The 24,771-nt window shown below is 61.0% G+C and carries 23 protein-coding genes; 2 read left to right on the top strand and 21 right to left on the bottom strand.

Annotation, left to right across the window (positions count from 1 at the left end):
• Positions 1–68 precede the first annotated feature (68 nt).
• The 15 genes from AC1D2N_RS00590 to AC1D2N_RS00520 form a co-directional block, all read right to left on the bottom strand.
• A complete protein-coding gene (locus AC1D2N_RS00590; RefSeq protein WP_130758885.1) occupies positions 69–932 on the bottom strand; it encodes a GGDEF domain-containing protein in 864 nt (287 codons plus the stop codon).
• Positions 933–1,263: 331 nt separating this feature from the next.
• On the bottom strand, positions 1,264–1,935 hold the full coding sequence (locus AC1D2N_RS00585) for a TIGR02117 family protein (protein ID WP_130758886.1): 672 nt from the start codon (positions 1,933–1,935) through the stop codon (positions 1,264–1,266).
• Between the two features lie 31 nt (positions 1,936–1,966).
• Entirely contained in the window at positions 1,967–3,679 is a 1,713-nt protein-coding gene (gene ureC / locus AC1D2N_RS00580) for an urease subunit alpha (protein WP_018243285.1), read from the bottom strand.
• Positions 3,680–3,682: 3 nt separating this feature from the next.
• Positions 3,683–4,306 carry a Urease operon accessory protein gene (locus AC1D2N_RS00575; RefSeq protein ID WP_130759089.1) on the bottom strand — a complete coding sequence of 208 codons (624 nt, stop codon included), beginning with the start codon at positions 4,304–4,306 and terminating at the stop codon, positions 3,683–3,685.
• Between the two features lie 16 nt (positions 4,307–4,322).
• On the bottom strand, positions 4,323–4,730 hold the full coding sequence (locus AC1D2N_RS00570; RefSeq protein ID WP_130758887.1) for a lysozyme inhibitor LprI family protein: 408 nt from the start codon (positions 4,728–4,730) through the stop codon (positions 4,323–4,325).
• 22 nt (positions 4,731–4,752) lie between these two features.
• On the bottom strand, positions 4,753–5,058 hold the full coding sequence (locus AC1D2N_RS00565; protein WP_018243288.1) for an urease subunit beta: 306 nt from the start codon (positions 5,056–5,058) through the stop codon (positions 4,753–4,755).
• Between the two features lie 10 nt (positions 5,059–5,068).
• On the bottom strand, positions 5,069–5,320 hold the full coding sequence (locus AC1D2N_RS00560) for a DUF1272 domain-containing protein (RefSeq protein WP_018446878.1): 252 nt from the start codon (positions 5,318–5,320) through the stop codon (positions 5,069–5,071).
• 10 nt (positions 5,321–5,330) lie between these two features.
• Positions 5,331–5,633 (bottom strand): urease subunit gamma, encoded by a 303-nt coding sequence (locus AC1D2N_RS00555; RefSeq protein ID WP_018243290.1) that lies wholly within the window; start codon positions 5,631–5,633, stop codon positions 5,331–5,333.
• 112 nt (positions 5,634–5,745) lie between these two features.
• Positions 5,746–6,567: an urease accessory protein UreD gene (locus AC1D2N_RS00550; RefSeq protein ID WP_130758888.1), complete on the bottom strand. Its 822-nt coding sequence runs from the start codon at positions 6,565–6,567 to the stop codon at positions 5,746–5,748.
• Positions 6,568–6,717: 150 nt separating this feature from the next.
• A complete protein-coding gene (gene urtE / locus AC1D2N_RS00545; protein WP_003581844.1) occupies positions 6,718–7,413 on the bottom strand; it encodes an urea ABC transporter ATP-binding subunit UrtE in 696 nt (231 codons plus the stop codon).
• A 70-nt stretch (positions 7,414–7,483) separates the two neighbouring features.
• Positions 7,484–8,239, bottom strand: a complete 756-nt coding sequence (gene urtD / locus AC1D2N_RS00540) for an urea ABC transporter ATP-binding protein UrtD (RefSeq protein WP_018446880.1) — start codon at positions 8,237–8,239, stop codon at positions 7,484–7,486.
• Between the two features lie 5 nt (positions 8,240–8,244).
• On the bottom strand, positions 8,245–9,408 hold the full coding sequence (gene urtC, locus AC1D2N_RS00535; protein ID WP_446949300.1) for an urea ABC transporter permease subunit UrtC: 1,164 nt from the start codon (positions 9,406–9,408) through the stop codon (positions 8,245–8,247).
• Entirely contained in the window at positions 9,405–11,042 is a 1,638-nt protein-coding gene (gene urtB / locus AC1D2N_RS00530; protein ID WP_018446882.1) for an urea ABC transporter permease subunit UrtB, read from the bottom strand. Before urtB ends, urtC begins: the two co-directional genes overlap by 4 nt.
• 115 nt (positions 11,043–11,157) lie before the next feature.
• Complete coding sequence (gene urtA / locus AC1D2N_RS00525) at positions 11,158–12,450, bottom strand: urea ABC transporter substrate-binding protein (RefSeq protein WP_026230747.1); 1,293 nt, start codon at positions 12,448–12,450, stop codon at positions 11,158–11,160.
• 187 nt (positions 12,451–12,637) lie between these two features.
• Entirely contained in the window at positions 12,638–14,542 is a 1,905-nt protein-coding gene (locus AC1D2N_RS00520; protein WP_130758890.1) for an acid phosphatase, read from the bottom strand.
• Positions 14,543–14,721: 179 nt separating this feature from the next.
• On the opposite strand from AC1D2N_RS00520, the gene AC1D2N_RS00515 reads away from it, so the two are divergent.
• Together AC1D2N_RS00515 and AC1D2N_RS00510 are read left to right on the top strand one after the other, a co-directional pair.
• Positions 14,722–18,108, top strand: a complete 3,387-nt coding sequence (locus AC1D2N_RS00515; RefSeq protein WP_447011515.1) for a hybrid sensor histidine kinase/response regulator — start codon at positions 14,722–14,724, stop codon at positions 18,106–18,108.
• The gene (locus AC1D2N_RS00510) at positions 18,101–19,018 is read left to right on the top strand and encodes a response regulator transcription factor (protein WP_028733275.1); all 918 of its coding nucleotides are present in this window, start codon (positions 18,101–18,103) and stop codon (positions 19,016–19,018) included. The genes AC1D2N_RS00515 and AC1D2N_RS00510 overlap by 8 nt, the downstream gene beginning before the upstream one ends.
• 21 nt (positions 19,019–19,039) lie before the next feature.
• On the opposite strand, the gene AC1D2N_RS00505 is transcribed toward AC1D2N_RS00510, so the two are convergent.
• The 6 genes from AC1D2N_RS00505 to livM all read right to left on the bottom strand — a co-directional run bounded on the left by AC1D2N_RS00505 (position 19,040) and on the right by livM (position 24,770).
• Positions 19,040–20,011: a 2-hydroxyacid dehydrogenase gene (locus AC1D2N_RS00505; protein ID WP_130758892.1), complete on the bottom strand. Its 972-nt coding sequence runs from the start codon at positions 20,009–20,011 to the stop codon at positions 19,040–19,042.
• A gap of 134 nt (positions 20,012–20,145) precedes the next feature.
• Entirely contained in the window at positions 20,146–21,267 is a 1,122-nt protein-coding gene (locus AC1D2N_RS00500; protein WP_018243302.1) for a branched-chain amino acid ABC transporter substrate-binding protein, read from the bottom strand.
• Positions 21,268–21,387: 120 nt separating this feature from the next.
• Entirely contained in the window at positions 21,388–21,741 is a 354-nt protein-coding gene (locus tag AC1D2N_RS00495; RefSeq protein WP_018243303.1) for a DUF6867 family protein, read from the bottom strand.
• A gap of 19 nt (positions 21,742–21,760) precedes the next feature.
• Entirely contained in the window at positions 21,761–22,504 is a 744-nt protein-coding gene (locus AC1D2N_RS00490; RefSeq protein ID WP_018243304.1) for an ABC transporter ATP-binding protein, read from the bottom strand.
• Positions 22,504–23,379, bottom strand: coding sequence for an ABC transporter ATP-binding protein (locus AC1D2N_RS00485; RefSeq protein ID WP_012758697.1), 876 nt, complete (start codon positions 23,377–23,379; stop codon positions 22,504–22,506). Before AC1D2N_RS00485 ends, AC1D2N_RS00490 begins: the two co-directional genes overlap by 1 nt.
• Positions 23,379–24,770, bottom strand: a complete 1,392-nt coding sequence (livM, locus tag AC1D2N_RS00480; protein WP_130758893.1) for a high-affinity branched-chain amino acid ABC transporter permease LivM — start codon at positions 24,768–24,770, stop codon at positions 23,379–23,381. Before livM ends, AC1D2N_RS00485 begins: the two co-directional genes overlap by 1 nt.
• Position 24,771: the final 1 nt, after the last annotated feature.

The raw sequence follows: 24,771 nt of genomic DNA, 5'->3' as shown, positions 1-24,771 counted from the left end.
AGAGGACGACCATGCAAAATAGCTCTTCCCGATGCAAGCACCAATGGCCTTTCGTCCGGCTTGGGCTTTTATATTCCGTAAGCCTGCATCACATTGTCGCTCTCCGGGCCTCTGTTCTCGCCATCAACGCCGTTATCGACGAGCCCGTGCCAGGCGTGATGAAGGCCTTCCCGTTCGTGTACGACGCGATTGCGCCCGAGCGCCTTGGCGAGATAGAGCGCCCGGTCGGCGGAGGCATAGACCGCCTGCTTGTGGCGCCCGGTGACCAGATCGGCAACACCGCCGGAAACGGTGATGCGGATCTCGTGCCCCTCTGCCTTGATGGCGCCGCTAGCGATCCGAGCCCGGACACCCTCGATCCGCTCCATCCGCGCCTCTAGAGGTTCGCCGGAGACGATGACGCCGAACTCCTCGCCACCCAGGCGTGCGACGACGGACATCTCATCGAAGGCGGATGTCAGCATGGCCGAAACTGCGATGATGACGGCATCGCCGCAACCGTGGCCAAAGCGGTCGTTGATCGCCTTGAAACGGTCGACGTCGAAAATCACCAGCGACGCGTTGCTATCGACGTTATCGAGCGCCTCAGTAAAGGCACGCCGGTTGTGCAGTCCCGAAAGCGTATCCGTGCGGCTCAGCTTTTCGAATTCCGCCCGCGAGAGCGCAAGATCGCGCATGGCAAAGCCGGCAAACAGCGACAGCATGCCGGAAACCGTGCCGCCGATCAGCCAGGAAAAGATCGCGCTGAAGCCAATTGCGTGTGCGAGCGTCACCGGCAAAAGTCCGAGAAGATCGAGCGACGGCATCGTCAGCGCAATAATGACGCCGGAGAGAATGACGGCAAGAAAGCTCATCTTCAGGGCGAAGACATAGACGTTCCTGCGGTATTGAAGATCGCCAAAATCGGCCTGCAGCGAAATCCAGTTTCTCATGAGAATCAACCTTCTTGCCCGGCGTTTCAAGGCATTGATAAGAGCCCAATTGCTGCGGGGGTCTTAATCAACTCGTTAAAATTCGAGCCACTTTGGACGATTCGGTGGACAGAATTTTTCTAGCAGGGGATGCAGCTTTCCAATCCCTGAATCGAACACTATCGAGATACACTTAAGCTATTGATATATAACTGATTTATTCAATTGTGCAGTGCCGTTGTTCCAGAATGGTTTAGCTGGGGAAAACAGCGATTTTTTCACCGATTTTTACAACCGGATGGAGAGTGCTGTTCACAATTCACTTTAAGAGCGGGATGGCCCGACGGTTGCTTCAATTGTAGACAGCAACAGACAATCGCAATGCTTGTGGAAACGGGTTCCATAAGCCGGTTCGAAGCCCGGCCGAGCGGAGGGCAGCGGCAGTCCAGGTATTGCAGCCGAAGAGCGCATTGAAGTATCCCTTTGCCTCGAAGAACCGGTCGATCTCGCCGTAGCCCGCATCCGGGATCGGCACGACCGCGCCCGCGTCGCGCACGAAACTGTCCGAGATAAAGTCGCGCAGCCGCATCAATTGATCGTCACTGACATTGAATGCCGCGACGTTGGACTGCGGCTCGGTGATATGACCGGCAAGGTCCACATGCAGCACTGAACGGTCGATCGTCAGCGCGCGCAGCACCGGCAGTGCTTTCAGTTCCGCCCATGTGGGCGTTTCCAGATAGAAAGCACGACCGCCCCAGCCGATAATGAGCCACTCCGCATTCGGATGGGCGAGCGGAAAATCGGTATTACCGAGGAAGGAAAAGGCAGCCCGCGTTTCCTCGTCGAGCGGAATGGCAATATCGGTATGGATTGGTCCCGACAGCAGAAGAATCCGATGTGTCACTGCGACGGACGACGCCTTGACCGGCGCAATCAGCGGCCGGGGAATGAAGGTTCCGCAGGCCACCAAAAGCACAAGCAGGAATACGATCCGCAACAACCAGCGGATACCTGTCCTCATCGGAACCGCCCGTTGCACATCGGACGTGGGTCTAGAATAGGAAATAGCGCTGCGCCATCGGCAGCACCGTCGCCGGCTCGCAAGTCAGCAATTCCCCGTTCGCCCTGACCTCGTAGGTTTCCGGATCGACCTCGATCTCGGGTGTAAGGTCGTTGTGGATCATCGATGCCTTGGAGATGCCGCCGCGTGTATTCTTCACCGCGACCAGTTCCTTGGCGACGCCGAGCCGGCCCTTCAGGCCGGCATCGAGCGACGCCTGGCTGACGAAGGTGACGGAGGAATTGGTGAGGCTCTTGCCGTAGGAGGCAAACATCGGCCGGTAGTGCACCGGTTGCGGCGTCGGGATCGAAGCGTTTGGATCACCCATCGGCGCGGCCGCGATCGAGCCCCCGAGCAGCACCATGTCGGGCTTCACGCCGAAGAAGGCCGGATTCCACAGCACGAGGTCGGCACGTTTGCCGACTTCGACCGAGCCGATCTCACGGCTGAGGCCATGGGCGATCGCCGGGTTGATCGTGTATTTGGCGATATAGCGGCGGACGCGGAAATTGTCGTTGTCACCCTTCTCCTCCTTCAGCCGGCCGCGCTGACGCTTCATCTTGTCGGCCGTCTGCCAGGTGCGGATCGCCACTTCGCCGACGCGGCCCATCGCCTGGCTGTCGGACGAAATGATCGAGAAGGCGCCGATATCGTGCAGAATATCTTCGGCAGCGATTGTTTCCTTGCGGATGCGGCTTTCGGCAAAGGCGATGTCTTCGGGAATCGACGGCGACAGATGGTGGCAGACCATCAGCATGTCGAGATGCTCGGCGATCGTATTGACCGTATAGGGCCGTGTTGGATTGGTCGACGACGGAATGACGTTTGGCTGGCCGCAGATCTTGATGATGTCAGGCGCGTGGCCGCCGCCCGCCCCTTCCGTGTGGAAGGCATGGATGGTGCGGCCCTTGATGGCGCCGATCGTATCCTCGACGAAACCGCTTTCGTTCAGCGTATCCGTGTGGATCATCACCTGCACGTCGTATTCGTCGGCAACCGACAGGCAGCAGTCGATGGCTCCTGGCGTCGTGCCCCAATCCTCGTGCAGTTTCAGCGAGGTGGCGCCGGCCAGCACCATTTCGGTCAGCGCCCCCGGCAGCGAGGCATTGCCCTTGCCGGCAAAGGCAAGGTTCATCGGAAAGGCGTCGGCCGCCTCGATCATGCGCGCGAGATGCCAGGGACCGGGCGTGCAGGTGGTGGCAAGCGTGCCGTGCGCCGGTCCCGTGCCGCCGCCGAGCATGCAGGTCATGCCGCTCATCAGCGCTTCCTCGATCTGCTGCGGCGCGATGAAATGGATATGGCTGTCCATGCCGCCGGCGGTGATAATTTTGCCTTCGGCGGCGATCGCCTCCGTGCCCGGGCCGACGATGATATTGACGCCAGGCTGCATGTCGGGATTGCCCGCCTTGCCGATCGCAACGATGCGCCCGTCCTTGAGCCCGATATCGGCTTTGTAGATGCCCGAATGATCAACGATCACCGCATTGGTGATGACCGTGTCGACCGCGCCATCCGCCCGCGTCACCTGGCTCTGGCCCATGCCGTCGCGGATCACCTTGCCGCCGCCGAACTTCACCTCCTCGCCATAGGTGGTGAAATCCTTCTCGATCTCGATGAAAAGCTCCGTATCGGCAAGGCGCACCTTGTCGCCGGTGGTCGGTCCGAACATGCCGGCATAGGCGGCGCGCGAGATCTTATAGGGCATCCATCAGGCTCCTTGGGAGGAAGAAACAGGTGTATCTCCGCCAAGCCGCGTGAGGCGGCCGGCGGCAATATAACTATCGACAAGCTGTCGTTCGGCCGCAAATGGGTGCCATTCCCAGCCGGAGTGGCCGAAGCCGGCAAGTACCACCTCGGCCTCGGCATATGTGTTCAAAACCTCGGCAATGACGATCATGCCACTGCTCGGCACGACATAGGGCGCCGGAGCAAGGGCCGAAAGCGAGGCATCGACGGCCTCGTGAACCGATTTGCCGATGACGATGTGCGCCTTGTCGGTGTCGACGCAGAAGGCGCTAAACTCATCGGTATAGTCGTCGCAGAAATCTTCGAGTTCCGGATGCGAGACGGCAAGCGGCGCCCGCATCGAGGCGAATTTTTCCGGGTCGCGCACGCTCCAGATTTCGCGAGCCGAAACGACGCCGGGATGAGCGCGCCACTCAAGAGAACCGAGCATCGCCTTCGCCGGCCGGCCGGTATTGCAGACTGCGACGGCATCCGTGCGCCGGCCGCCGGTGTCATAGGAGCGGCAATCGTTGAAGCGGACGACGAAATCGGCGGCATCGATGATGCCTGCCTCTGCCTCCGCGATCTCACCATTGCCGACGATCATGATCTTCCTGATCACCTTAATTGCTCATCGTGTCTTCGAGCTCTTTCAGCTCTTTTGTACGTTTGTCCGTGATGTTGGCGAGACATCCGGCGACCAGCATCGGCTCCATCGTGCCGCCACGGGCCTGAAAGCCGAAGGCGTCGCATTCGGCGTCCCGATAATCGATCCAGGCGCGCTGCGCCTTGACCAGCGCCTGCTCTGCGCCCTTCATATCGCCGTCGAGATCCTTGTCGATCGCCACCATCGCGGCCCGGGTCTTCTTGTATTGCGCATTCAGCGCCTTGTCGGCGACCTCATGGCGCGCCGCCTCGCAGCCAGTCATGTCCGATTGCGTCTTGGGATTGTTGCAATCGATATCCTGAGCGGAGGCAGCACCTGCCGTCAGCAGCATCGCCGCCCCGACGAGGCAGACATTCAAACGCATGCATTCCTCCAGCCTATTGTTCTTAAAGCTTACCCATCACCAGCTGACGGAAGCCATAGACCTCGCGCTTGCCGGAAAGTGGGATCAGCGTCACCGAGCGCGTTTGCCCCGGCTCGAAGCGCACGGCCGTTCCCGCCGGAATATCGAGCCGCTTGCCATGCGCCGCCGCGCGATCGAAGGAAAGCCCGGCATTGGTCTCGGCGAAATGATAGTGGCTGCCGACCTGCACCGGTCGGTCGCCTGTATTGGAAACCTCCAGCGTCACCGTCTGCGCGCCGGCATTCAGTTCGATGTCGCCGCTTGCGGCAATGATCTCACCTGGAATCATCTCGTCCTCCTTAAGCCGCCTTGGGCGCACAGCCCTCGGCCTTCAGCACACGCTTCCTCGAAGCCGGATTTTTAGCAAGCATGGCCGCCGGCCGAATAGGTCTCGCGACGAGATTGCCGCCGCAGTTCGGGCAGACACCCTTCAACACACCGTCCACGCAATCCGCGCAGAAAGTGCATTCATAGGTGCAGATCCGTGCCTCAGTGCTATCAGGCAGCAGATCCTTGTCGCAGCATTCGCAATTGGGCCTGAGCTCGAGCATTCCTATCTCCTCACCGAATCGGCTCGTGCACGGTGACGAGCTTGGTTCCATCCGGGAACGTCGCCTCCACCTGCACGTCGTGGATCATCTCGGCAACGCCCTCCATCACCTGGGAGCGGCCGATCACATGGGCGCCGGCTTCCATCAGCTCGGCAACCGGGCGACCGTCGCGAGCGCCTTCGACGACGAAATCGCTGATCAACGCGATCGCTTCGGGATAGTTCAGCTTGACGCCGCGCTCCAGCCGCCGGCGTGCCACCATCGCCGCCATTGATATCAACAGCTTGTCTTTTTCTCTCGGAGTGAGGTTCATTGCTTGCCCATCTGCTTCATGCCTGGAACAGGATGATCCTGTTCTACATTAAAGAGTTAGAGTATGACGTCGCCCGAAAACCGCTCACACTTTTCGGCATCATGCTCCAGATTCATAGATTCCAGACTTTCGGCACAGGCGCACCATTTCGCAAGGCGGAAATGATCGGGATCAGGATTTTTCTGAGTGAGAAGCCGTCGGCTGCTGCAAGGCGAACAACGAGCTTGCCGTCCCAGGCGCTTGCACCGCCCATCGATCCTTCGACGAGCGGCCGGACTTTGCCAAGATAGGCTTCCGAAAGCGGCCCGGCATAAAGCAGCGTCGCAAACGCCACCTGCCCGCCGAGCACGGCCTGGCGCGCGGCAAGGGCCGCTACGCCGTCGGACAACCTCAGTTCTTCGGCATGGATCAACCGCCCCGAGCGGCGGATGCGCCAGCGGTCGCGAAACAACCCGGTCTCCACCGTCTCACCCATTGCCTTGCGGCCGAGCAGCACGGCTTCGACGGCCAGAAATTCGGAGTCTTCGTCAAGATCGACATCCAAGCGGCGGGAAAGCGCTGCCCGGTCGAAGAGGATCGTTTCCTGCGGCAGCCAGTCGACACGGGCTTGAGCTCCAACCTTGATGCTGGTCGTCACCTCGGCGGTACCGGCCGATGCCTTGTAGATCTTCTCGCAAGCCTGGGTGGTAACGTCGATACGCGTGCCGGTGCCGGCATCAACGCTCCAGTCCATCCGGTCGCCGCCCGTCAGTCCGCCTGCTGTGTTGATGATGACTGCTTCCATCGAGGCATCGAAGGTATCCGGCAGGCGGATCTTCGCCGCCCCTTCCTGATAGAGTTCACGAATGCGCGTGCGGCCATCGAACAGCTTCGCCGCCAGATGCCCGCGCCCTTCCGCTCTCTGCGGTCTCGTACTCGCCGCCACGGTCGTCATATCGTCCCTTTCGGTCGCGCCACCGTTTTCATTCAATCGCGCGGATGACGGAAAGCAAGCAATTCCTATGCCGTCTGGAGCAGACCAGCAGAGGCAGAGGAAGATTTTCCAGGCTCCGTGTCCCTTGCTGCAAAATGCGGCGTTTGCCGGTCAGACAGTCAGATGGCGGCGGGCCTCCGGTGTATCCAGCGTTTCGGCAAGCCCTTCATGGACGATCTCGCCGCGATCCATGATGTAGACGTAGTCGGCGAGCTCTCGACAGAAATCCAGATATTGTTCGACGAGAAGGATCGCCATGCCGGTGGAGTCACGCAAGTAGCGGATCGCCCGGCCGATGTCCTTGATAATCGAGGGCTGAATGCCCTCGGTCGGTTCGTCGAGCACGAGAATCCTAGGCCGCGTCACCATGGCGCGCCCAATCGCCAACTGCTGCTGCTGCCCGCCGGAAAGATCGCCGCCGCGACGTGACAACATCGACTTCAGCACCGGGAAGAGACTGAAGATATCATCGGGGATGTTGCGGTCGCGGCGGCCAAGCGGGGCAAAGCCGGTTTCGAGGTTTTCCTTGACGGTGAGCAGCGGGAAGATTTCGCGCCCCTGCGGCACATAGCCGATGCCCTGCTTGGCGCGGGCAAAGGGCGGCAGGCCGTTGAGCCTGGTGTCGTTGAAGGTGACCGTGCCCGCCGACAGCGGATGCTGGCCGGTAACGGCGCGCAGAAGAGAACTCTTCCCCACGCCGTTACGCCCCAGCACGCAGGTGATCTTGCCCATCTCGGCCTTGATCGAGATGCCGCGCAGCGCCTGAGCGGCGCCATAATGCAGGTTTGCGTTTTCAACTGTCAGCATGATGCCGTCTCCTGAATCTTTGTGGGTCCGCAATAGACCCCTCCCCAACATTCAATGGACCCATCATCCCTCACCGCCCCAGATAGTTCTCGATCACCTTCGGATCGGAGCTGACGAAATCGATCGACCCCTCCGCCAGCACCGAGCCTTCCGCAAGGCACGTCACCTTGACGCCGAGGTCGCGGATGAAGCCCATGTCGTGCTCGACGACGACGACCGACCGGGTCTTGGCGATATCCTTGAGCAGGATTGCGGTTTCCGCAGTCTCCGCATCGGTCATGCCGGCCACCGGTTCGTCGACGAGCAGAAGCTTCGGCTCCTGCGCCAATAACATGCCGATCTCCAGCCACTGCTTCTGCCCGTGCGAGAGATTGGCGGCGAATTCGTCGCGGCGGTGCGTCAGCCGCACCGTGTCGAGGATTTCCTCGATGCGTGCCTTGTCCTCGCCCGAAAGCCGGTAGAACAGCGTCGAGAACACACCACGACGTCGGTTCAGCGCCAGCTCCAGATTGTCCCACACCGTATGGCTTTCGAAGACTGTCGGCTTCTGAAACTTGCGGCCGATGCCGAGCTGAGCGATATCGGCTTCATCCTTCTTGGTGAGATCAATCGTACCGTTGAAGAACACCTCACCCTCATCGGGCCGGGTCTTGCCGGTGATGATATCCATCATCGTCGTCTTGCCGGCGCCGTTCGGGCCGATGATGGCGCGGAGTTCACCGGGCTCGATGACGATCGACAGCGAATTCAGCGCCTTGAAGCCGTCGAAGGAAACCGAGACGCCGTTGAGATAAAGCACGCTATTGGGTTTGACGTCGGGAATCATGGCGCTCACTCCGCTGCCTGGATTTTCGGCTCGATACCGTCTTCCTCAGCCGCCGGTGGGGCCGCCTTGGAGACAAGCTTCCGCTTGCCGAGATATTGCGAAATCGTGCCGACGACGCCCTTCGGCAGGAACAGCGTGACGGCGACGAAGAGACCGCCGAGTGCAAACAGCCAGAACTCCGGGAAGAGGCCGGTGAAGATCGTCTTGCCGCCGTTGACGAGGATCGCGCCGATGATCGGCCCGATCAGCGTCGCCCGCCCGCCGACCGCGGTCCAGATGACGACTTCGATCGAATTGGCAGGGGCGAATTCGCCTGGATTGATGATACCGACCTGCGGCACGTAGAGCGCGCCGGCAATGCCCGCCATCATCGCCGAGACGACGAAGGTGAAGAGCTTGAAATGCTCGACGCGGTAGCCGAGGAAGCGCGTGCGGCTTTCGGCATCGCGCACGCCGACCAGCACCTTGCCGAACTTCGAGCGTACGATCGCCGAAGCGATCATCAGCGATAGAGCGAGGAAGATCGCAGTTGCGGCAAAGAGGGCTGCACGCGTGCCGTCAGCCTGTACGTTGAAACCGATAATGTCCTTGAAATCAGTAAGGCCGTTATTGCCGCCGAAGCCCATGTCGTTGCGGAAGAAGGCCAGCAGCAGCGCGTAGGTCATCGCCTGGGTGATGATCGAGAGATAGACGCCGTTGACGCGTGAGCGGAAGGCAAACCAGCCGAAGACGAAGGCGAGCAGACCGGGTACGACGAGGACCATCAGCGCCGCAAACCAGAAATGGTTGAAGCCGTACCAGAACCAAGGCAGATCCTTCCAGTTCAGGAACACCATGAAGTCGGGCAGAACAGGATCTCCGTAGCTGCCGCGCGTGCCGATCTGGCGCATCAGATACATGCCCATCGCATAGCCGCCGAGCGCAAAGAAGGCACCGTGGCCGAGGGAGAGGATGCCGCAGAAGCCCCAGACGAGGTCGAGCGCCAGCGCCAGCAGCGCATAGGTCAGATACTTGCCGAACAGCGACATGATATAAGTCGGCACGTGTAGCGGATTGGTCGGCTTCGTCATCAGGTTCAGGACCGGCACGAGGACCGCGACCAGAAGCAGGAGGGCGATGGCAATGACGATCTTGCGATCGAGTGATCGGAGAAGGAAGGCCGTAATCATGCTTCCACCGCCCTTCCTTTGAGTGCGAAGAGCCCGCGGGGACGCTTCTGGATGAAGAGAATGATGAGGACGAGCACCAGGATCTTGCCGAGCACGGCGCCGGCAAAGGGCTCGAGGAACTTGTTGACGACGCCGAGCGAGAGTGCACCGACCAGCGTACCCCAGAGATTGCCGACACCGCCGAAGACGACGACCATGAAGCTGTCGATGATGTAGGATTGACCGAGGTTTGGCGAGACGTTGTCAATCTGGCTGAGCGCCACGCCGGCGATGCCGGCAATGCCCGAGCCGAGCGCGAAGGTGAAGGCATCGACCCAACCGGTGCGGATGCCCATCGACGATGCCATGCGGCGGTTCTGCGTAACGGCGCGCATCTGCAGGCCAAAGGCGGACCGCTTGAGCAGCAGGAGCAGCGCCACAAAGACCACCATCGAAAAGACGATGATCCACAGTCGGTTCCAGGTGATGGAGAGCCCGCCGAGATCGAATACGCCGGACATCCAGGTCGGATTGCGGACCTCGCGGTTGGTCGGGCCGAAAATGCTGCGCACCGCCTGCTGCAGGATCAGCGACACACCCCAGGTGGCGAGCAGCGTTTCGAGCGGCCGACCGTAGAGATAGCGGATCACGGCGCGCTCGATCAACAGACCGACGAAGCCGGTAAAGACGAAGGCCGCAGGCACAGCAAAGGCCAGCGAATAATCGGCAAGCTCAGGAAAGGCGGAGGTTATGTATTCCTGCACGACATAGGTCGTATAGGCACCGATCATCACCATTTCGCCATGCGCCATGTTGATGACGCCCATGACGCCGAAGGTGATGGCAAGGCCGATCGCGGCAAGCAGCAGCACCGAGCCGAGAGACAATCCGTACCAGATGTTCTGGACGATATCCCACAGCGCCAGGCTGCGATTGATGGAACTGATATCCGCCTGGATCGCCGGCTTCAGGTCTTCAGGCGCGGTTTCGAGTGTGGTCGTGAGGATGGTCAGCGCATCGCGATTGCCGCGCGCTGCGATCGTATCGATCGCAGCCTTCTTGTCTTCGACGCTCGCATCCGTCTTGAGCAGCAGCACTGCGCGCGCCGCTTCCATCGTATTCTTGATCTCTGCGTCCTTTTCGGCCGCCAGCGCCGAGTTCAGCAGGTCGAGATTGGCGGGGTCGGCATCTTTCAGGAGGCCCTGCGCCGCGGCAAGCCGCGCGGAACGGTCCGGGCTCATCAGGGTCAGTTGGCTGGTGGCGGCGCTAATGACGCCGCGAAGCGCGTTGTTGATCTTGACCTTCGTCATCAGATCCGGATCGACATCTGCAGCGAGTTCGCCGGTGATCGGATCGGAATAGGTCGGTTCGTCATCGGTACCGCCCTGGAGAAGAACCGGGCCGCCATCAGAATTGACGTAGAGAAGGCCGTCGCTCAACTGCTGCAGGATCTGGCTGACATGCTGGTCCTTGGAGGCGACCAGCGCTTTGATGGCCGCTTCGCGTTCCGGGAAGTCGCCGACGCCGAGCGCGTCGATGAGCACATGGATATCGTCCTGAGCCTGGGCTTCGCTCGAGATTATCACGCCCGAAAATGTCAGGCCCGAAAATGTCAGGCAAACCGTGATGAGGAAAATCTTTATGGCGCGATACATCGGCTTTCTCGCCCTTGATAGTGTTGGCCTCGCGGCGCAATCGCTGGGACGGAGCTTCCGCCCGGGATCAAACCCGGACGGAAGCCTTCAGGCAATCATTGGATCGGGGCCGTACTCAGGAACCCTTGCCACCGCACTTGCCCGTAGCAACGTTGAAGTTGCCGCAGGACATCGGCTTGCGCCAATCGGAGATCAGGTCCTTGGAATCAGGCAGGTAATCCGACCATTCGTCACCGACGACGGCAGGTGTCTGCTGGACGATTTCGAACTGGCCGTCGGCCTGGATTTCACCGATCAGCACCGGTTTGGTGATGTGGTGGTTCGGCATGACGGTCGCATAACCGCCGGAGAGGTTCGGAACGCTGACGCCGATGATGGTGTCGAGAACCTTGTCGGTGTCGGTCGTGCCGGCAGCCTGGACGGCCTTAACCCATGCGTTGAAACCGATATAGGCGGCTTCCATCGGGTCGTTCGTCACGCGCTTGTCGTTCTTGGTGAAAGCGTGCCAGTCCTTGATGAACTTCTTGTTGGCAGGGCTTTCGACCGACTCGAAGTAGTTCCAGGCAGCGAGATGGCCGACGAGCGGCTTGGTGTCGAGACCGGCAAGCTCTTCTTCGCCGACCGAGAAGGCGACGACGGGAATGTCGGTTGCCTTGATGCCCTTGTTCCCCAGTTCCTTGTAGAAGGGAACGTTGGCATCGCCGTTGATCGTCGAGACGACGGCGGTCTTCTTGCCGGCCGAACCGAATTCCTTGATCTTGGAAACTTCGGTCTGCCAGTCGGAGAAGCCGAACGGCGTGTAGTTGGTCATGATATCTTCTTTCGGAATACCCTTCGAAATCAGATATGCCTCGAGAATCTTGTTGGTCGTGCGCGGATAAACGTAGTCCGTACCTTCGAGAACGAAGCGCTTGACGCCCTCTTTTTCCATCAAGTAGTCGACAGCAGGAATGGCCTGCTGGTTCGGAGCAGCACCGGTGTAGAAGATGTTGCGCGAGGACTCTTCGCCTTCATACTGGACCGGGTAGAAGAGGATCGAGTTGGTCTCTTCGAAAACCGGCAGAACGGACTTGCGCGACGAGGACGTCCAGCAACCGAAGACGGCCGCAACCTTGTCCTTCTGGATCAACTCACGTGCCTTTTCGGCAAACAGCGGCCAGTCGGAAGCCGGGTCGACGACGACGGCCTCAAGCTTCTTGCCGAGAAGGCCGCCCTTCTTGTTCTGCTCGTCGATGAGCATCAGCATGGCGTCCTTGAGCGTGGTCTCGGAGATGGCCATGGTGCCGGAAAGCGAGTGCAGAATGCCGACCTTGATCGTGTCGTCGGCGGCAACCGCACCGCTGAAGGCAGCCGAGGCCGCCATGACGGCGCCGAGTGCAGCGCCCGTAATAGTAGTTCTGAGATTCATCTGGTTGAGCCCCTCTTCTTGTTCCGCAACAGGCCGGAAACGGAGATTAACTGTTGCTTAAGGGACTATCGGGCGCTGCAGCGCAAAAACACATACGCAAAATGACGTAGGCGCGGGGGTCAAACAGGCAGACCAGGGAAGGAAGGGCATCCCCATAGCGGGAGATGCCCTGTCTCGATACCGGAAATTATCCGTCGATCGTCAAGGTAACTGATGTCGGGCCGTAGGAGAGGGTCGCCTTGTGGCCGGAGACAGTGAACTTGCCGAAGGTGCCAGTCACGGCACTCGCCTTCAGGATTTCGATCTTCGTTCCGGGCGTTGGGGCATAGCCATCGGCAATCGTCACGTCGAGGTCGCCGGCCAGCACTGCCTTGCCTTCGACAACCAGCGTGCCCGCGCCGTTTTCGCCGAGCGCCGACTTCGCCGTGGCATTGGCGAGTTGCTGATAGTTACCGCTCACGGTCAAAGGCTTGTCGGCCGCCAGAACGAGCGAGCCGCCATTAACCGTCAGCCCGCCACGACCGAAGGCCGACTGCGACAAGGCCACCAGCGCGCCCTCTTCCAGCACGGTGCCGCCGGAATAGCTGTTGGCGCCTGAAAGCCCGAGGATGCCGTTGCCGCGCTTCACCAGCCTGCCCTTGCCGGTAATGTCATTCCGCCAGGTGTCGATCGAATTGAACCCGCCCTTTGCCGCGTCCATCGTCACGGTCACCTCCTGTTCGAACGCAGCGTAACCGTCGGCGGCGGCAAACAGGTTGAGACGGCCGTAACCTTCCGCATCGTCGAGGAGCGGGTAGCCGGAGGCGATCTCCGTCGTCTTCAGCACGTCGCGGCGCTGCTCGCCGTCCAGATAGGGCAGACGCGTTTCGAGAAGCGCTTCGGCGCCCTGCGGCACGCGAGCCGGCTGATCAGTCGCATGGATCGCCGGCAGGCCGTAGCTCAGGCGCTGCAGCACGTAAATGCGATTGGCGTCATGATCGGCGAAACGATCTGTAGCCAGCGGTGCTGCATGGGCCGCGACCTCGAGCGCGCCCGCATCTGCAACGCCTGACTTGGCGATAAGCCATGACTGCGCTTGGGCGTAAGCATCGCCCTTCAGCGCCGCATTGTCGGCCTTGTTCAGATTGTAGACGACCGTAGCCGTGCCGAGCATGCGGCCGCCCATCACGTCGAGAGGAGAATGCATGCCGGCGAGGATGCGGTCTTCACCCAGTTCGCTGGCGCGCGTGATCATTTCCTGAAAGCGCTGCGGCACGAGGTAAGCCATGGCGAGCGCATCCCGCCAGGCTTCAGCCGTATGCCCGCTGGGGAAACCGCCGTCCTCGACCGGCTTGCCGCTCTTGGCGGGCTCCAGCGTCGGGACGACCGACACGTCCTGACTCCAGCGATAGGGACGGCCATATTTGAAATAGCGCTTGGCCGGTTCCGTCGAGCCGTCACCGCTTGCGGCGTTGATGAAGTCGATTGCAAGGCCCATGTCGGGGTTGGCATCGGTCTTGTTTTCCGCGTCCGGCTTGCTGCCGGCGCCGCGATTGTTGCCCTTGTCGTCGTATTTGACCGTCGTCGCATCGACCGCCACCGCGGTGATCGTGGTGATCTGCTTCGAGCCGGCCTTCCAGGCATCCGTTAGCGGGCCGAGGCCGTCGACGATACTGGCATTCTTGCCGCGCCGATCGTCGAGATAGGCGGCCACCGCTTGATCGGCCGTCCGCGCCCGCGTCGCATTGACGACATAGGCGATGTTCGCATCATGGACGGCCTGGTTGACGATATGGCCGTCGGTTTTGCTGGCGGGAATACCGTCCCAATCCGTCTTGGCGACAGCCGGGCAATTGTCCTTGGCCGGGGCCTCGACACCCGCATCGACGAAAGGCGTGCGCGGAGTCCAGATTTCGAGGAAGCCGGAGAGAAGGTGAACGGCGGCGTTGGTGTCTGCCGTCGAGAAGCAGGCGTCACCGCGCTTGTTGGTGTTTCCGGCCTCCACATAAGGAACTTTGGCCGCTGTGGCCTGCTCGGCGCTGGCAAGCGATGGCACGATCGAAAGAAGGCAGACGAGGGCGGTGCTCAGGCGGCAGAGGCTTAAAACAGACATGGTGATACCCGAAATGGTTGAAGGAACGCCGGGAGAGTTAGAGCTCTTATGCGACGGATCAATTGCAAATATATTGCCATTCTGTGAACCAGTCGGTGCCCGCCTCTTGCCTTTCCCAACCATCCCGCCAAAACTGCCAGAGAGACGATGAGCCCAACCGGAATGCCGGAAAGGAAGACATGGCAGCGCGCCAACGCATCATTCCGGTGAGACGCGAATACAATCGCTGGGTCGCCAACCAGACGCTGGAAGATTACGCGTTGCGCTTCACCGCAAAGAGCGCTCGCCATTTCTCCTCGCAGCGCATCTCGCAGACGGCGATCGGCGCGATCTCCTTCCTGGCGCTGGAGGCGATCGGCGGCGCGATCACTCTCTCCTACGGCACCACCAACGCCTTTTACGCCATTATCGTCGCCTCGGTCGCCATGCTGGCGATCGGCCTGCCGATCAGCCGCTACGCCATCCGCCACGGCGTCGACATCGATCTTCTGACGCGTGGCGCGGGCTTCGGCTATATCGGCTCGACCATCACCTCGCTGATCTATGCAAGCTTCACCTTCATGCTGTTTGCGATCGAGGCATCGATCATGTCCGGAGCGCTGGAGCTCACCCTCGGCATCCCGCTCTGGATCGGCTACATCATCAGTGCCGTCATGGTCATCCCGCTGGTGACGCACGGCGTGCGGCTGATCAGCAAGTTCCAACTGATGACCCAGCCCTTCTGGATCGTGCTGAATATCCTACCCTTCATCTTCATCGCCTTGCTGGACTGGGAAAAATTCGATCTCTGGCGCGCCTTTGCCGGCATCCGCCATGCCTCCGGTCCGCCCGGCACCATCGCCGAATTCGATCTGGTGGAGTTCGGCGCTGCTTCTGCCGTCATCCTGGCGCTGATGTCGCAGATCGGCGAACAGGCCGACTTCCTGCGCTTCCTGCCGCCGGATCCACAGCGCAAGTGGCGCCATCGCCTGGCGATCTTTCTCGCCGGGCCCGGCTGGGTCATCATCGGCGCCCCGAAGCTGCTTGCCGGTTCATTCCTGGTCGTGCTGACCTTCACCTCGGGTGTGCCCCTCGATCGCGCCGCCGACCCGGCGCAGATGTATCTGACCGCCTTCGGCTACATGGTCCCCTGGCACAATGCGGCGCTGCTGTTGATGGCTGCCTTCGTCGTCGTCTCGCAGCTGAAGATCAACGTGATGAATGCCTATGCAGGCTCCCTCGCCTGGTCGAACTTCTTCTCGCGGCTGACCCACAGCCATCCCGGCCGCGTCATCTGGTTGGTCTTCAACGTCGCAATCGCCCTGCTTTTGATGGAACTCGGCATTTACCGGCTGCTGGAGGAGACGCTCGGCATCTTCTCGATTATCGCAATGGCCTGGCTCTGCACGATCTCCGCCGATCTCTTCATCAACAAGCCGCTGGGCCTTGCTCCCCCCGGCATCGAGTTCAAGCGCGCCCACCTCTACGACATCAACCCGGTCGGCCTCGGCGCCATGACGCTGTCGGCGACGGTGTCGCTGATCGCCCATTTCGGTGCCTTCGGCGACATCGCCGCCTCGCTCGCCCCCTACATCACCCTCGTCATCGCCCTAATCGCCTCGCCTGTCATCGCCTGGGCGACGAAGGGCAAGTTCTACCTCGCCCGCAAGCCGCGCCAGAGCTGGAAGAACCTGACGAGCATTACCTGCTCGGTCTGCGAACACCCGTTCGAGCCGGAGGACATGGCCTGGTGCCCGGCCTACGCCGCGCCGATCTGCTCGCTCTGCTGTTCGCTCGACAGCCGCTGCCACGATATGTGCAAGCCCGCCGCCCGTTTCAACGCGCAGGTCGGCACCGTCGCCAAGGCGCTGCTGCCGGAAACCATTCTGGGGAAGCTGACGACGCGCCTCGGCCGCTACGGCATCGCCGTCGTGCTCGCATTGACGGCCATCGGCGCGATCCTGGCGATGATCGCCCATCAGGTCGCCTCCGCCTCACCCGCGACCGCCGAAGTCGTCAACCGCACCATCTTCATCGTCTTCTTCGTCTTCTCGGTAATCTCAGGCGTTGTCTGCTGGTTCTATGTGCTCGCCCATGACAGCCGCGTCGTTGCCGAGGAGGAATCCTCGCGCCAGAACACGCTGCTGCTCAAGGAAATCGCCGCCCACAAGAAGACCGACGCCGCCCTGCAGAACGCCAAGGAGACGGCCGAGGCCGCCAACCGCGCCAAGAGCCGCTACGTCGTCGGGCTCAGCCATGAGCTGCGCACGCCGCTGAACGCCGTACTCGGCTACGCCCAGATCCTCGAACGCGACGAGACCATCCCGGCGCCGCGCCAATCCTCGATCAAGGTCATTCGCCGCAGCGCCGAACACCTCTCCGGGCTGATCGACGGCCTGCTCGATATTTCCAAGATCGAGGCCGGCCGCCTGCAGGTCTATTCCAACGAGATCAACATCCAGGATTTCCTCGACCAGATCGTCGATATGTTCCGCCCGCAGGCGCAGGCAAAGGGGCTCACCTTCATCCATGAGCGCTCGCCGGCCTTGCCGCAGTTCGTCCGTACCGACGAAAAGCGCCTGCGCCAGATCCTGGTCAACCTGCTCTCCAATGCCATCAAGTTCACCGACGAAGGCAGCGTCACCTTCGATGTCGGCTATCGCAGCCAAGTCGCGACCTTCACCGTCACTGACACCGGCCGCGGCATCACGGAGAAAGACCTGACCCGCATCTACGAACCCTTCCAGCGCGGCGAGGCTGAAAGCGTGCGGCCAATGCCGGGGCTTGGCCTCGGCCTCACCATCACCCGGCTTCTGACCAACACGCTCGGCGGCGAGATTTCGGTTTCGAGCGTGAAGGACGAAGGCTCGACCTTCCGCGTCCGGCTGATGCTGTCCGCCGTCATGCGCGCCGTGGCCGCCGCACCGCAAGAGAAGCGCATCGTCGGTTACGACGGCCCGCGCCGCACGGTCGTGGTCGTCGACGACAACGAGGACCACCGCGAGATGATGCGCGAAATCCTGGCGCCGCTCGATTTCATCGTGCTGACGGCGGCAGGCGGCGGCGAATGCCTGACGCTGATCGAGGGCATCATACCGGACCTCTTCCTTGTCGATATCCTGATGCCCGGCATGAACGGCTGGCAGCTCGTCTCGCGTCTGCGCGAGGCCGGTCAGACGGCGCCAGTGCTGATGCTTTCGGCCAATATCGGTGATGCGGCGGTTCTCAGCGACAGTGACGACAGCCATAACGATGCGATCGGCAAGCCGGTCGACATCCGCCAGCTGCGCGACAAGCTCGCCCTGCATCTTGGCCTGAAATGGATCTTTGCCGATGCCGCGCCAGCCGTTCCTGTTAAGATCGAAGCGCCGATGCTGAGCCCAGGCGCTGCCCATATCCAGGAATTGCTGCGGCTCGGCGAGATCGGCTATATCAGAGGTATCGAAGCCAAGCTTTCCGACCTTGCCAAGGTGGAGGCAAATCAGCCATTCACAGAGGAACTTCGCGCCTATGTCGCCGCCTTCGATCTCGCCGGCTTCATGACCTTCCTGCACGACTTCGACGAAAAGGTGGAACCCATTGCCTGAGCCGGCCCTCCCCCGCGACATCGTTCTGCTCGTCGACGACTCGGCCGAAGCACTCGGCTTCTTGACCGACGCACTCGAACAATCCGGCTTCTCGGTGCTGATCGCCACGTCGGGCACGGCCGCACTTGGTATCGTCGAGCGCATCACGCCCGATATCATCCTGCTCGACGCGGTGATGCCCGCCATGGACGGCTTCGAGACCTGCCGTCGGCTGAAGGCGAATGCCGCGGTGGCACAGGTGCCTGTCATCTTCATGACCGGCCTGACCGAGACCGAGCATGTCGTGCACGCGCTGGAATCCGGCGGCGTCGATTATCTCAGCAAGCCAATCAACATCGATGAACTGCGCGCCCGCATCCGTGTCCATCTGCGCAACGCTCGCTCGGCCCAAAGCGCCCGCATCGCGCTGGACGCGGCCGGCCGCCATCTGCTGGCTGTCAAGGGCGACGGTGCCATCCACTGGTCAACGCCGCAAGCCACACGGCTGGTCAATGCGGCCATGGGCAGCGACGACGGCATGGAAATCGTCGTCCACCATATCGCCGGCTGGATGCGCGACCGCGTCGCCGCGGTGCGCGACGGCATCATCTCCGTTGCCCATGCCGGCCAAGCGGCGCTGCAGCTCGCCTTCCTCGGCGCGATCGGCCCTGACGAATATCTCTTTCGCCTCACTGCCGCCAATCAGCGCAGCGACGACGCAGTGCTGCGCCAGCGCTTTTCGCTCACCCAGCGCGAATCCGAAGTGCTGCTTTGGATTGCCAAGGGCAAGGCCAACCGCGACATCGGCGAAATATTGGGACTGTCGGCGCGGACGGTGAACAAGCACCTCGAACAGATTTATGTGAAGCTCGGCGTCGAGAACCGCGCATCAGCCGCCGTGAAGGCCACGCATGTGCTGCACGAGATGTGAGATGGCGTTGGCGGCTGGTCGCTAAACCACCCGATCCGGCACATCCCTGCCCTCGAAAAACGCCGTCACGTTGTCGACCACCTTCATGCCCATGGCGGTCCGCGTCTCTTCCGTGGCGCTGCCGAGATGCGGCAGCACCATGACGTTCTCCATCCGCCGCAGCGCCTCCGGGACATCAGGTTCCGCCTCGTAGACGTCAAGCCCGGCGCCGCGGATCGTGCCCGCCTTGAGCGCTGCAATCAGCGCCGCCTCATCCACCACGTCGCCACGCGCCGTATTGATGAGAAAGGCGCCCGGCTTCATCGCCGTAAGCCGTGCCGCATTTATCAGGTGTCGGTTCTCCGCTCCACCGGGGCAATGCAGCGAGACGAAATCAGCCACCGCCAGCACGGCCTCGATCGTCGGCAGCTGCCGCGCGCCGTAACGCGCCGCCTCCGGTGGATCGACCGGCGAACGGTTGAAGAACACCACGTCCATGCCGAAGCCGAAATGGCAGCGTTGCGCGAAGGCCTTGCCGATTCGGCCGAAACCGATGATGCCGACCGTCTTCCCGGTCACCTTGGCGCCGACCATATGCGTCGGGCACCAGCCCTTCCATGCACCAGCGCGTACCTGCCGCTCGCCCTCACCGCCGCGCCGGGCAACGGAGAGCAGCAGCAACATGGCGATATCGGCCGTGCAGTCGGTCAGCACGCCCGGCGTGTTTGTGACCGCAATGCCTCTCTCCCTGGCAGCGGATATATCGATGTGATTGTAGCCGACGCCGAAATTGCCAAGGATCTTGGTGACAACAGGCACGCCGTCGAAGACAGCGGCGGGCAACCGATCGGAAACCGTCGGCAATACGGCATCATAAGTCGAGAGCGCCAGCCTTAGCTCGTTTTCACCGAGCGGAATATCGTCAGGATTGAACGTCACGTCGAAACGTTCGGCAAGGACGGCTTCCACCGTGGCTGGCCAGCGCCGGGTGACGAGAATGCGGGGTTTGGACATGACGGTTCCACTCAACGCTTCAAAACGATGCCAAGAGTTAGACCAGCCAGGCGAAAATTGAAACGTCCGCAAAAAGAAAGAAGCCCGGTCGGAACCGGGCTTCGATAATCATGTCCCATAAAGGGGAGCGAAGCTTACATGCCCTGCGGGAAGTAGCTGTACTTGCCGTCCGGACCCTTCTTCCATTCGTACATGATGTAGCCGGGGATCTTCGGATCGCCCTTTTCATCGAACGAAATGTCGCCGAGAACGGTCGGGAACGGGCCCTTTTCCTTCATGGCCTTAGCAACGGCCTCAGGATCCAGCGAGCCGGCAGCCTTGGCGGCCCCGGCAATCGTCTGCATCGCAGCGTAGGAATAGAGCGTGTAGGCTTCCGGATTGAAACCAGCGGCCTTGAACTTTTCGACGAGTTCCTTGTTTGCAGGGTTCGCCGTCGGATCGGGGCCGAAGGTGTTCAGCGTACCGGCGACGGCGTCGCCAGCGATCGAGGCCAGTTCGTTCGAAACGATACCGTCGCCCGAAACCAGCGTCGCCTTCAGGCCCTGGTCAGCCGCCTGGCGGATGATGAGACCGGCTTCGGTGTGCAGACCACCCCAATAGATGATCGAGACGCCGGCTTCCTTCATCTTGGCGATGAGGGCCGAGAAGTCCTTGTCGCCGACATTGATGCCTTCGTAAATGACTTCCGTCACGCCGGCGGCGTTCATAGCCTTCTTGGTTTCGTCGGCAAGGCCCTGACCGTAGGGGGTCTTGTCGTGAACGACAGCGATCTTGGCGTCCTTGAAGTGATCGGCAAGATACTTGCCGGCGATGGCACCCTGCTGGTCGTCGCGGCCGCAGGTGCGGAACGTGTTCCAGAGGCCCCGTTCCGTGAAGGTCGGGTTCGTCGCGGCCGGGGTGATTTCGAGGATGCCGTTTTCGGCATAGACTTCCGAAGCCGGAATCGAAACGCCCGAGTTGAAGTGGCCGATGACGAACTTGACGCCGTCAGCAGCGAACTTGTTGGCAACCGAAATGCCCTGCTTCGGGTCGGAGACGTCGTCGCCGAGTTCGATCTTGATCTGCTCGCCGTTAATGCCGCCAGCAGCGTTGATGTCGGCGGCCGCCTGTTCAGCACCCTTCTGGAGCTGAGCGCCGAACGCGGCGTTCGGACCAGTCAGCGGACCAGCGACAGCGATGAGAACGTCGGCCCACGCGTTGCCGCTGAAGGCGAGCATCGCCGTCAGAGCCACTGCCGACAGAAGAGACTTCTTCATATTATTACTCCCAATTTTTGGGCGGGTTCCGGTCCAAGGCCCAGCGCACTACCCACCATTGACTGCGCCAGGAAAGCTGTTCCACTCGGAAGGCAATTCATGCCTAGTTTCAACGGACTGTCAATGTTTGTCCTTCCACGAAAACGCGGAAGTCTTTTCGTACAGCCAGTAATAGTTGTTAACCATCTGATTGGTGCGGCGGTGGCGGAAGCCGGCCGTCGAGAAGACCAGCAGCGTCACGAAATCGAGGATATAGTAGAAGGTGCTAAGCATTGGCCCATTGAACAGGGCATGATGCAGGAACTGCATCGCCCAGGCGAGCAGAAATGTATAGACGATGACCAGCGGATAGTCGCTCCAGCCCTCGGCAACCGCTTTGCCGGCGCGCCAGGCCGTCCAGAAGCCTAAGAGCAAGACGATGACACGGATCGCCACAAGGGGGCCGACATCCGCTTCGAAGAAAAGTCCCTGCATGTCAAACTCTCCTTTCGACCTAGTGTCTTCCGCCTTCGAGATAGGCGGCGCGGACCTCGGGATTGGCAAGAAGCTCCTTGCCGGAGCCGCTCATCGTCACCTTGCCGTTCACCATCACGTAGGCGCGGTGAGAAAGCCTGAGGGCGGCGAACGCGTTCTGCTCGACGAGGAAAACGGTCAGCCCCTCCGCCTCGTTGAGCTTCTTGATCGCCTCGAAGATGCCCTTGACGATCAGCGGCGCAAGACCGAGCGAGGGTTCGTCGAGAAGCAGTAACTTCGGGCGCGCCATCAGCGCGCGGCCGATCGACAGCATCTGCTGCTCACCGCCCGAAAGTGTTCCGCCGCGCTGGGCGTGACGTTCCTTGAGACGCGGGAAGAGCGTGAAGATCTTCTCAACGTCTTCGGCGAAGTGTTTCAGATTGTCGAGGCCTGCGCCCATCTGAAGATTTTCCAGAACCGTCATGCGCGGGAAGATGCGGCGGCCTTCTGGCGACTGTGCAATGCGTAGACGGGCAATTTCATGCGTCGGCATGCGGGTGATGTCGCGGCCCTCGAAGACCACCGAACCGGTGCGGGCCTGCGGGCTGCCGCAGATCGTCATCATCAGTGTCGACTTGCCGGCGCCATTGGCGCCGATCAGGCTGACGATCTCGCCCTTGTTGACGTGGACATCGACGCCGGCCAGCGCGCGGATATTGCCGTAATAAGTTTCGACGCTGTTGACCTGAAGGAGCGGTTGACCGGTCATTACTTCATCGCCCATCAGTTTGCGCCTCCTTCGAGCTGCTCGACGGCTGCGATCACCTCTTCCACTTCTTCATCCTCGACACCGAGATAGGCCGCGATAACCCTCGGATCGTTCTTCACGTGATCCGGCGTGCCATCGGAAATCTTCTGACCATATTCGAGGACGACGACGTGGTCGGAGATTTCCATTACCACCGACATGTCGTGCTCGATCAGCAGGATCGACGTTCCTGTTTCGGCGCGAATGCTCTTCAGCAGCGCGTTGAGCGTTGCCGATTCCCGTGGGTTGAGGCCGGCAGCCGGTTCATCCAGGCAAAGCAGCTCCGGGCCAGTGCACATGGCGCGGGCAATTTCGAGACGCCGCTGGGCGCCGTAGGGCAGATCGCCGGCGGGGTCGTCGGCGCGGTCGATCAGGTCGGCCTTCTCGAGCCAGAAACGAGCGAGCTCGATTGCAGCAGCCGCTTCCCGCCTATAGGGGCCGACACCGATAAGGCCGAGGATCGTATAACCCGATGCCTTCATCAGCTTGTTGTGCTGGGCAACCAGCAGGTTTTCGAGAACGGTCAGGCCGGAGAACAGCCGGATGTTCTGGAAGGTGCGTGCGACCTTGGCTTCCCTGGTGATGCGAAAGTCCGGCAGGCGCTCCAGCAGGTATTGCTTGCCGCTCTTCTGGTTGAACGTGATCATGCCCATCGTCGGCTTGTAGAAGCCGGTGATGCAGTTGAAGACGGTGGTCTTGCCAGCACCGTTCGGCCCGATCAGCGCGGTGATATCGCCACGCTTGGCTTCAAAGGAGAAGTCGTTGATGGCCATCAGGCCGCCGAACTTCATCGACAGGTGTTCGACCTTGAGCAAAGTGTCATCAGACATCGTATTCGTTACGGGGCTCATCAACCATGGCCCTCCTTGATGAAGCTTCCGGATATCGCCTTGCGCTCTCTGAGGAAGGCTGTCGGCTCACGCGAGCCGACGAAGCCGCGCGGCTTGAACAGCATGACGACGACCATGGCGAGGCCGAAGATCAACATGCGGTAGAGTTCCGGCGTAAAATCGGGTCCGAAGATGAGTTTTAGGAAGTCCATGCTGCGCAACAACTCGGTGCCGCCGACCATGACGATGGCGGCAATCGCGATGCCGGTCAACGAACCCATGCCGCCGAGAACGACGATAGCGAGAATGACGGCCGATTCCAGGAAGACGAAGGATTCCGGCGAGACGAAGCCCTGGCGGGCGGCGAAGAACGAGCCGGCGAAACCGGCAAACATCGCGCCCGTAGCAAAGGCGGTGAGCTTGGTCGTCACCGTGTTGATGCCGAGCGAACGGCAGGCGATCTCGTCTTCGCGCAAGGCTTCCCAGGCGCGTCCGATCGGCATGCGGCGCAGCCGGATGGTGACATAGGCCGTCAGCATGCAGAGCGCCAGGATCAGGTAAAAGAGGAAGATCTTGTAATAGGCCGAGGAGATCGGCAGGTGAAAGAGCTTGGCAAAGCCGCCGGCCGTCGCATCGAAGGGAATGCCGAAGAGTGTTGCCTTCGGGATGCTCGAGATACCGAAAGTGCCCTTCGTCACTTCAGTCCAGTTGATGAGGACGAGACGAATGATTTCACCGAAGGCAAGCGTCACGATGGCCAGGTAATCGCCGCGCAGGCGCAGCACCGGGAAGCCGAGAATGACGCCCCAGAGTGCCGCGAAGATGCCCGAAAGCGGCAGCAGTACCCAGAAGGACAGGCCGAAATAGCTCGAAAGCAGCGCGTAGGAATAAGCGCCAACAGCATAGAAGGCGACATAGCCGAGGTCGAGCAGGCCGGCGAGGCCGACGACGATGTTCAGCCCCCAGGCGAGCATTACATAGATCAGGATCTGGATGCCGAAATTGTCGACATATGTCAGCGAGCCCTGAGGGCCTTTGATCGCCACCACCACCATGGGATAAAGCAGCAGCGCGATCAGCGCGATCTTCAGGAAATGCCGGTGGAAGAAGCTCTTCTCGGTTGAGATGTCGAGTTCGCCCTGTCTCGACTTTGCCAGCTTGCGGCTATCGAGATGCGGCCGCAGGAAAACCACCGTGGCGAAGCGGCCGATGGCGGCGACCGCGACGAAGATCGCAAGCAGGCCCCAGCGCTGGACAATGATCAGCTCGTTGCTGATGTTCTGGTCGGTCTTGAGGCCGACATAGAGAACGAACATGCCGAACGACAGGACGGCGGCAAAAAGAGCTTCGGTAAGGCCTTTGCGGACAAGTCCGGCATCGGGCTTGCCTGCAGAATTTTCGATGTTTGCCATG

It is taken from the genome of Rhizobium sp. P1_B8 (assembly GCF_056406515.1).
This window is presented reverse-complemented; position numbering and strand designations above follow the sequence as displayed.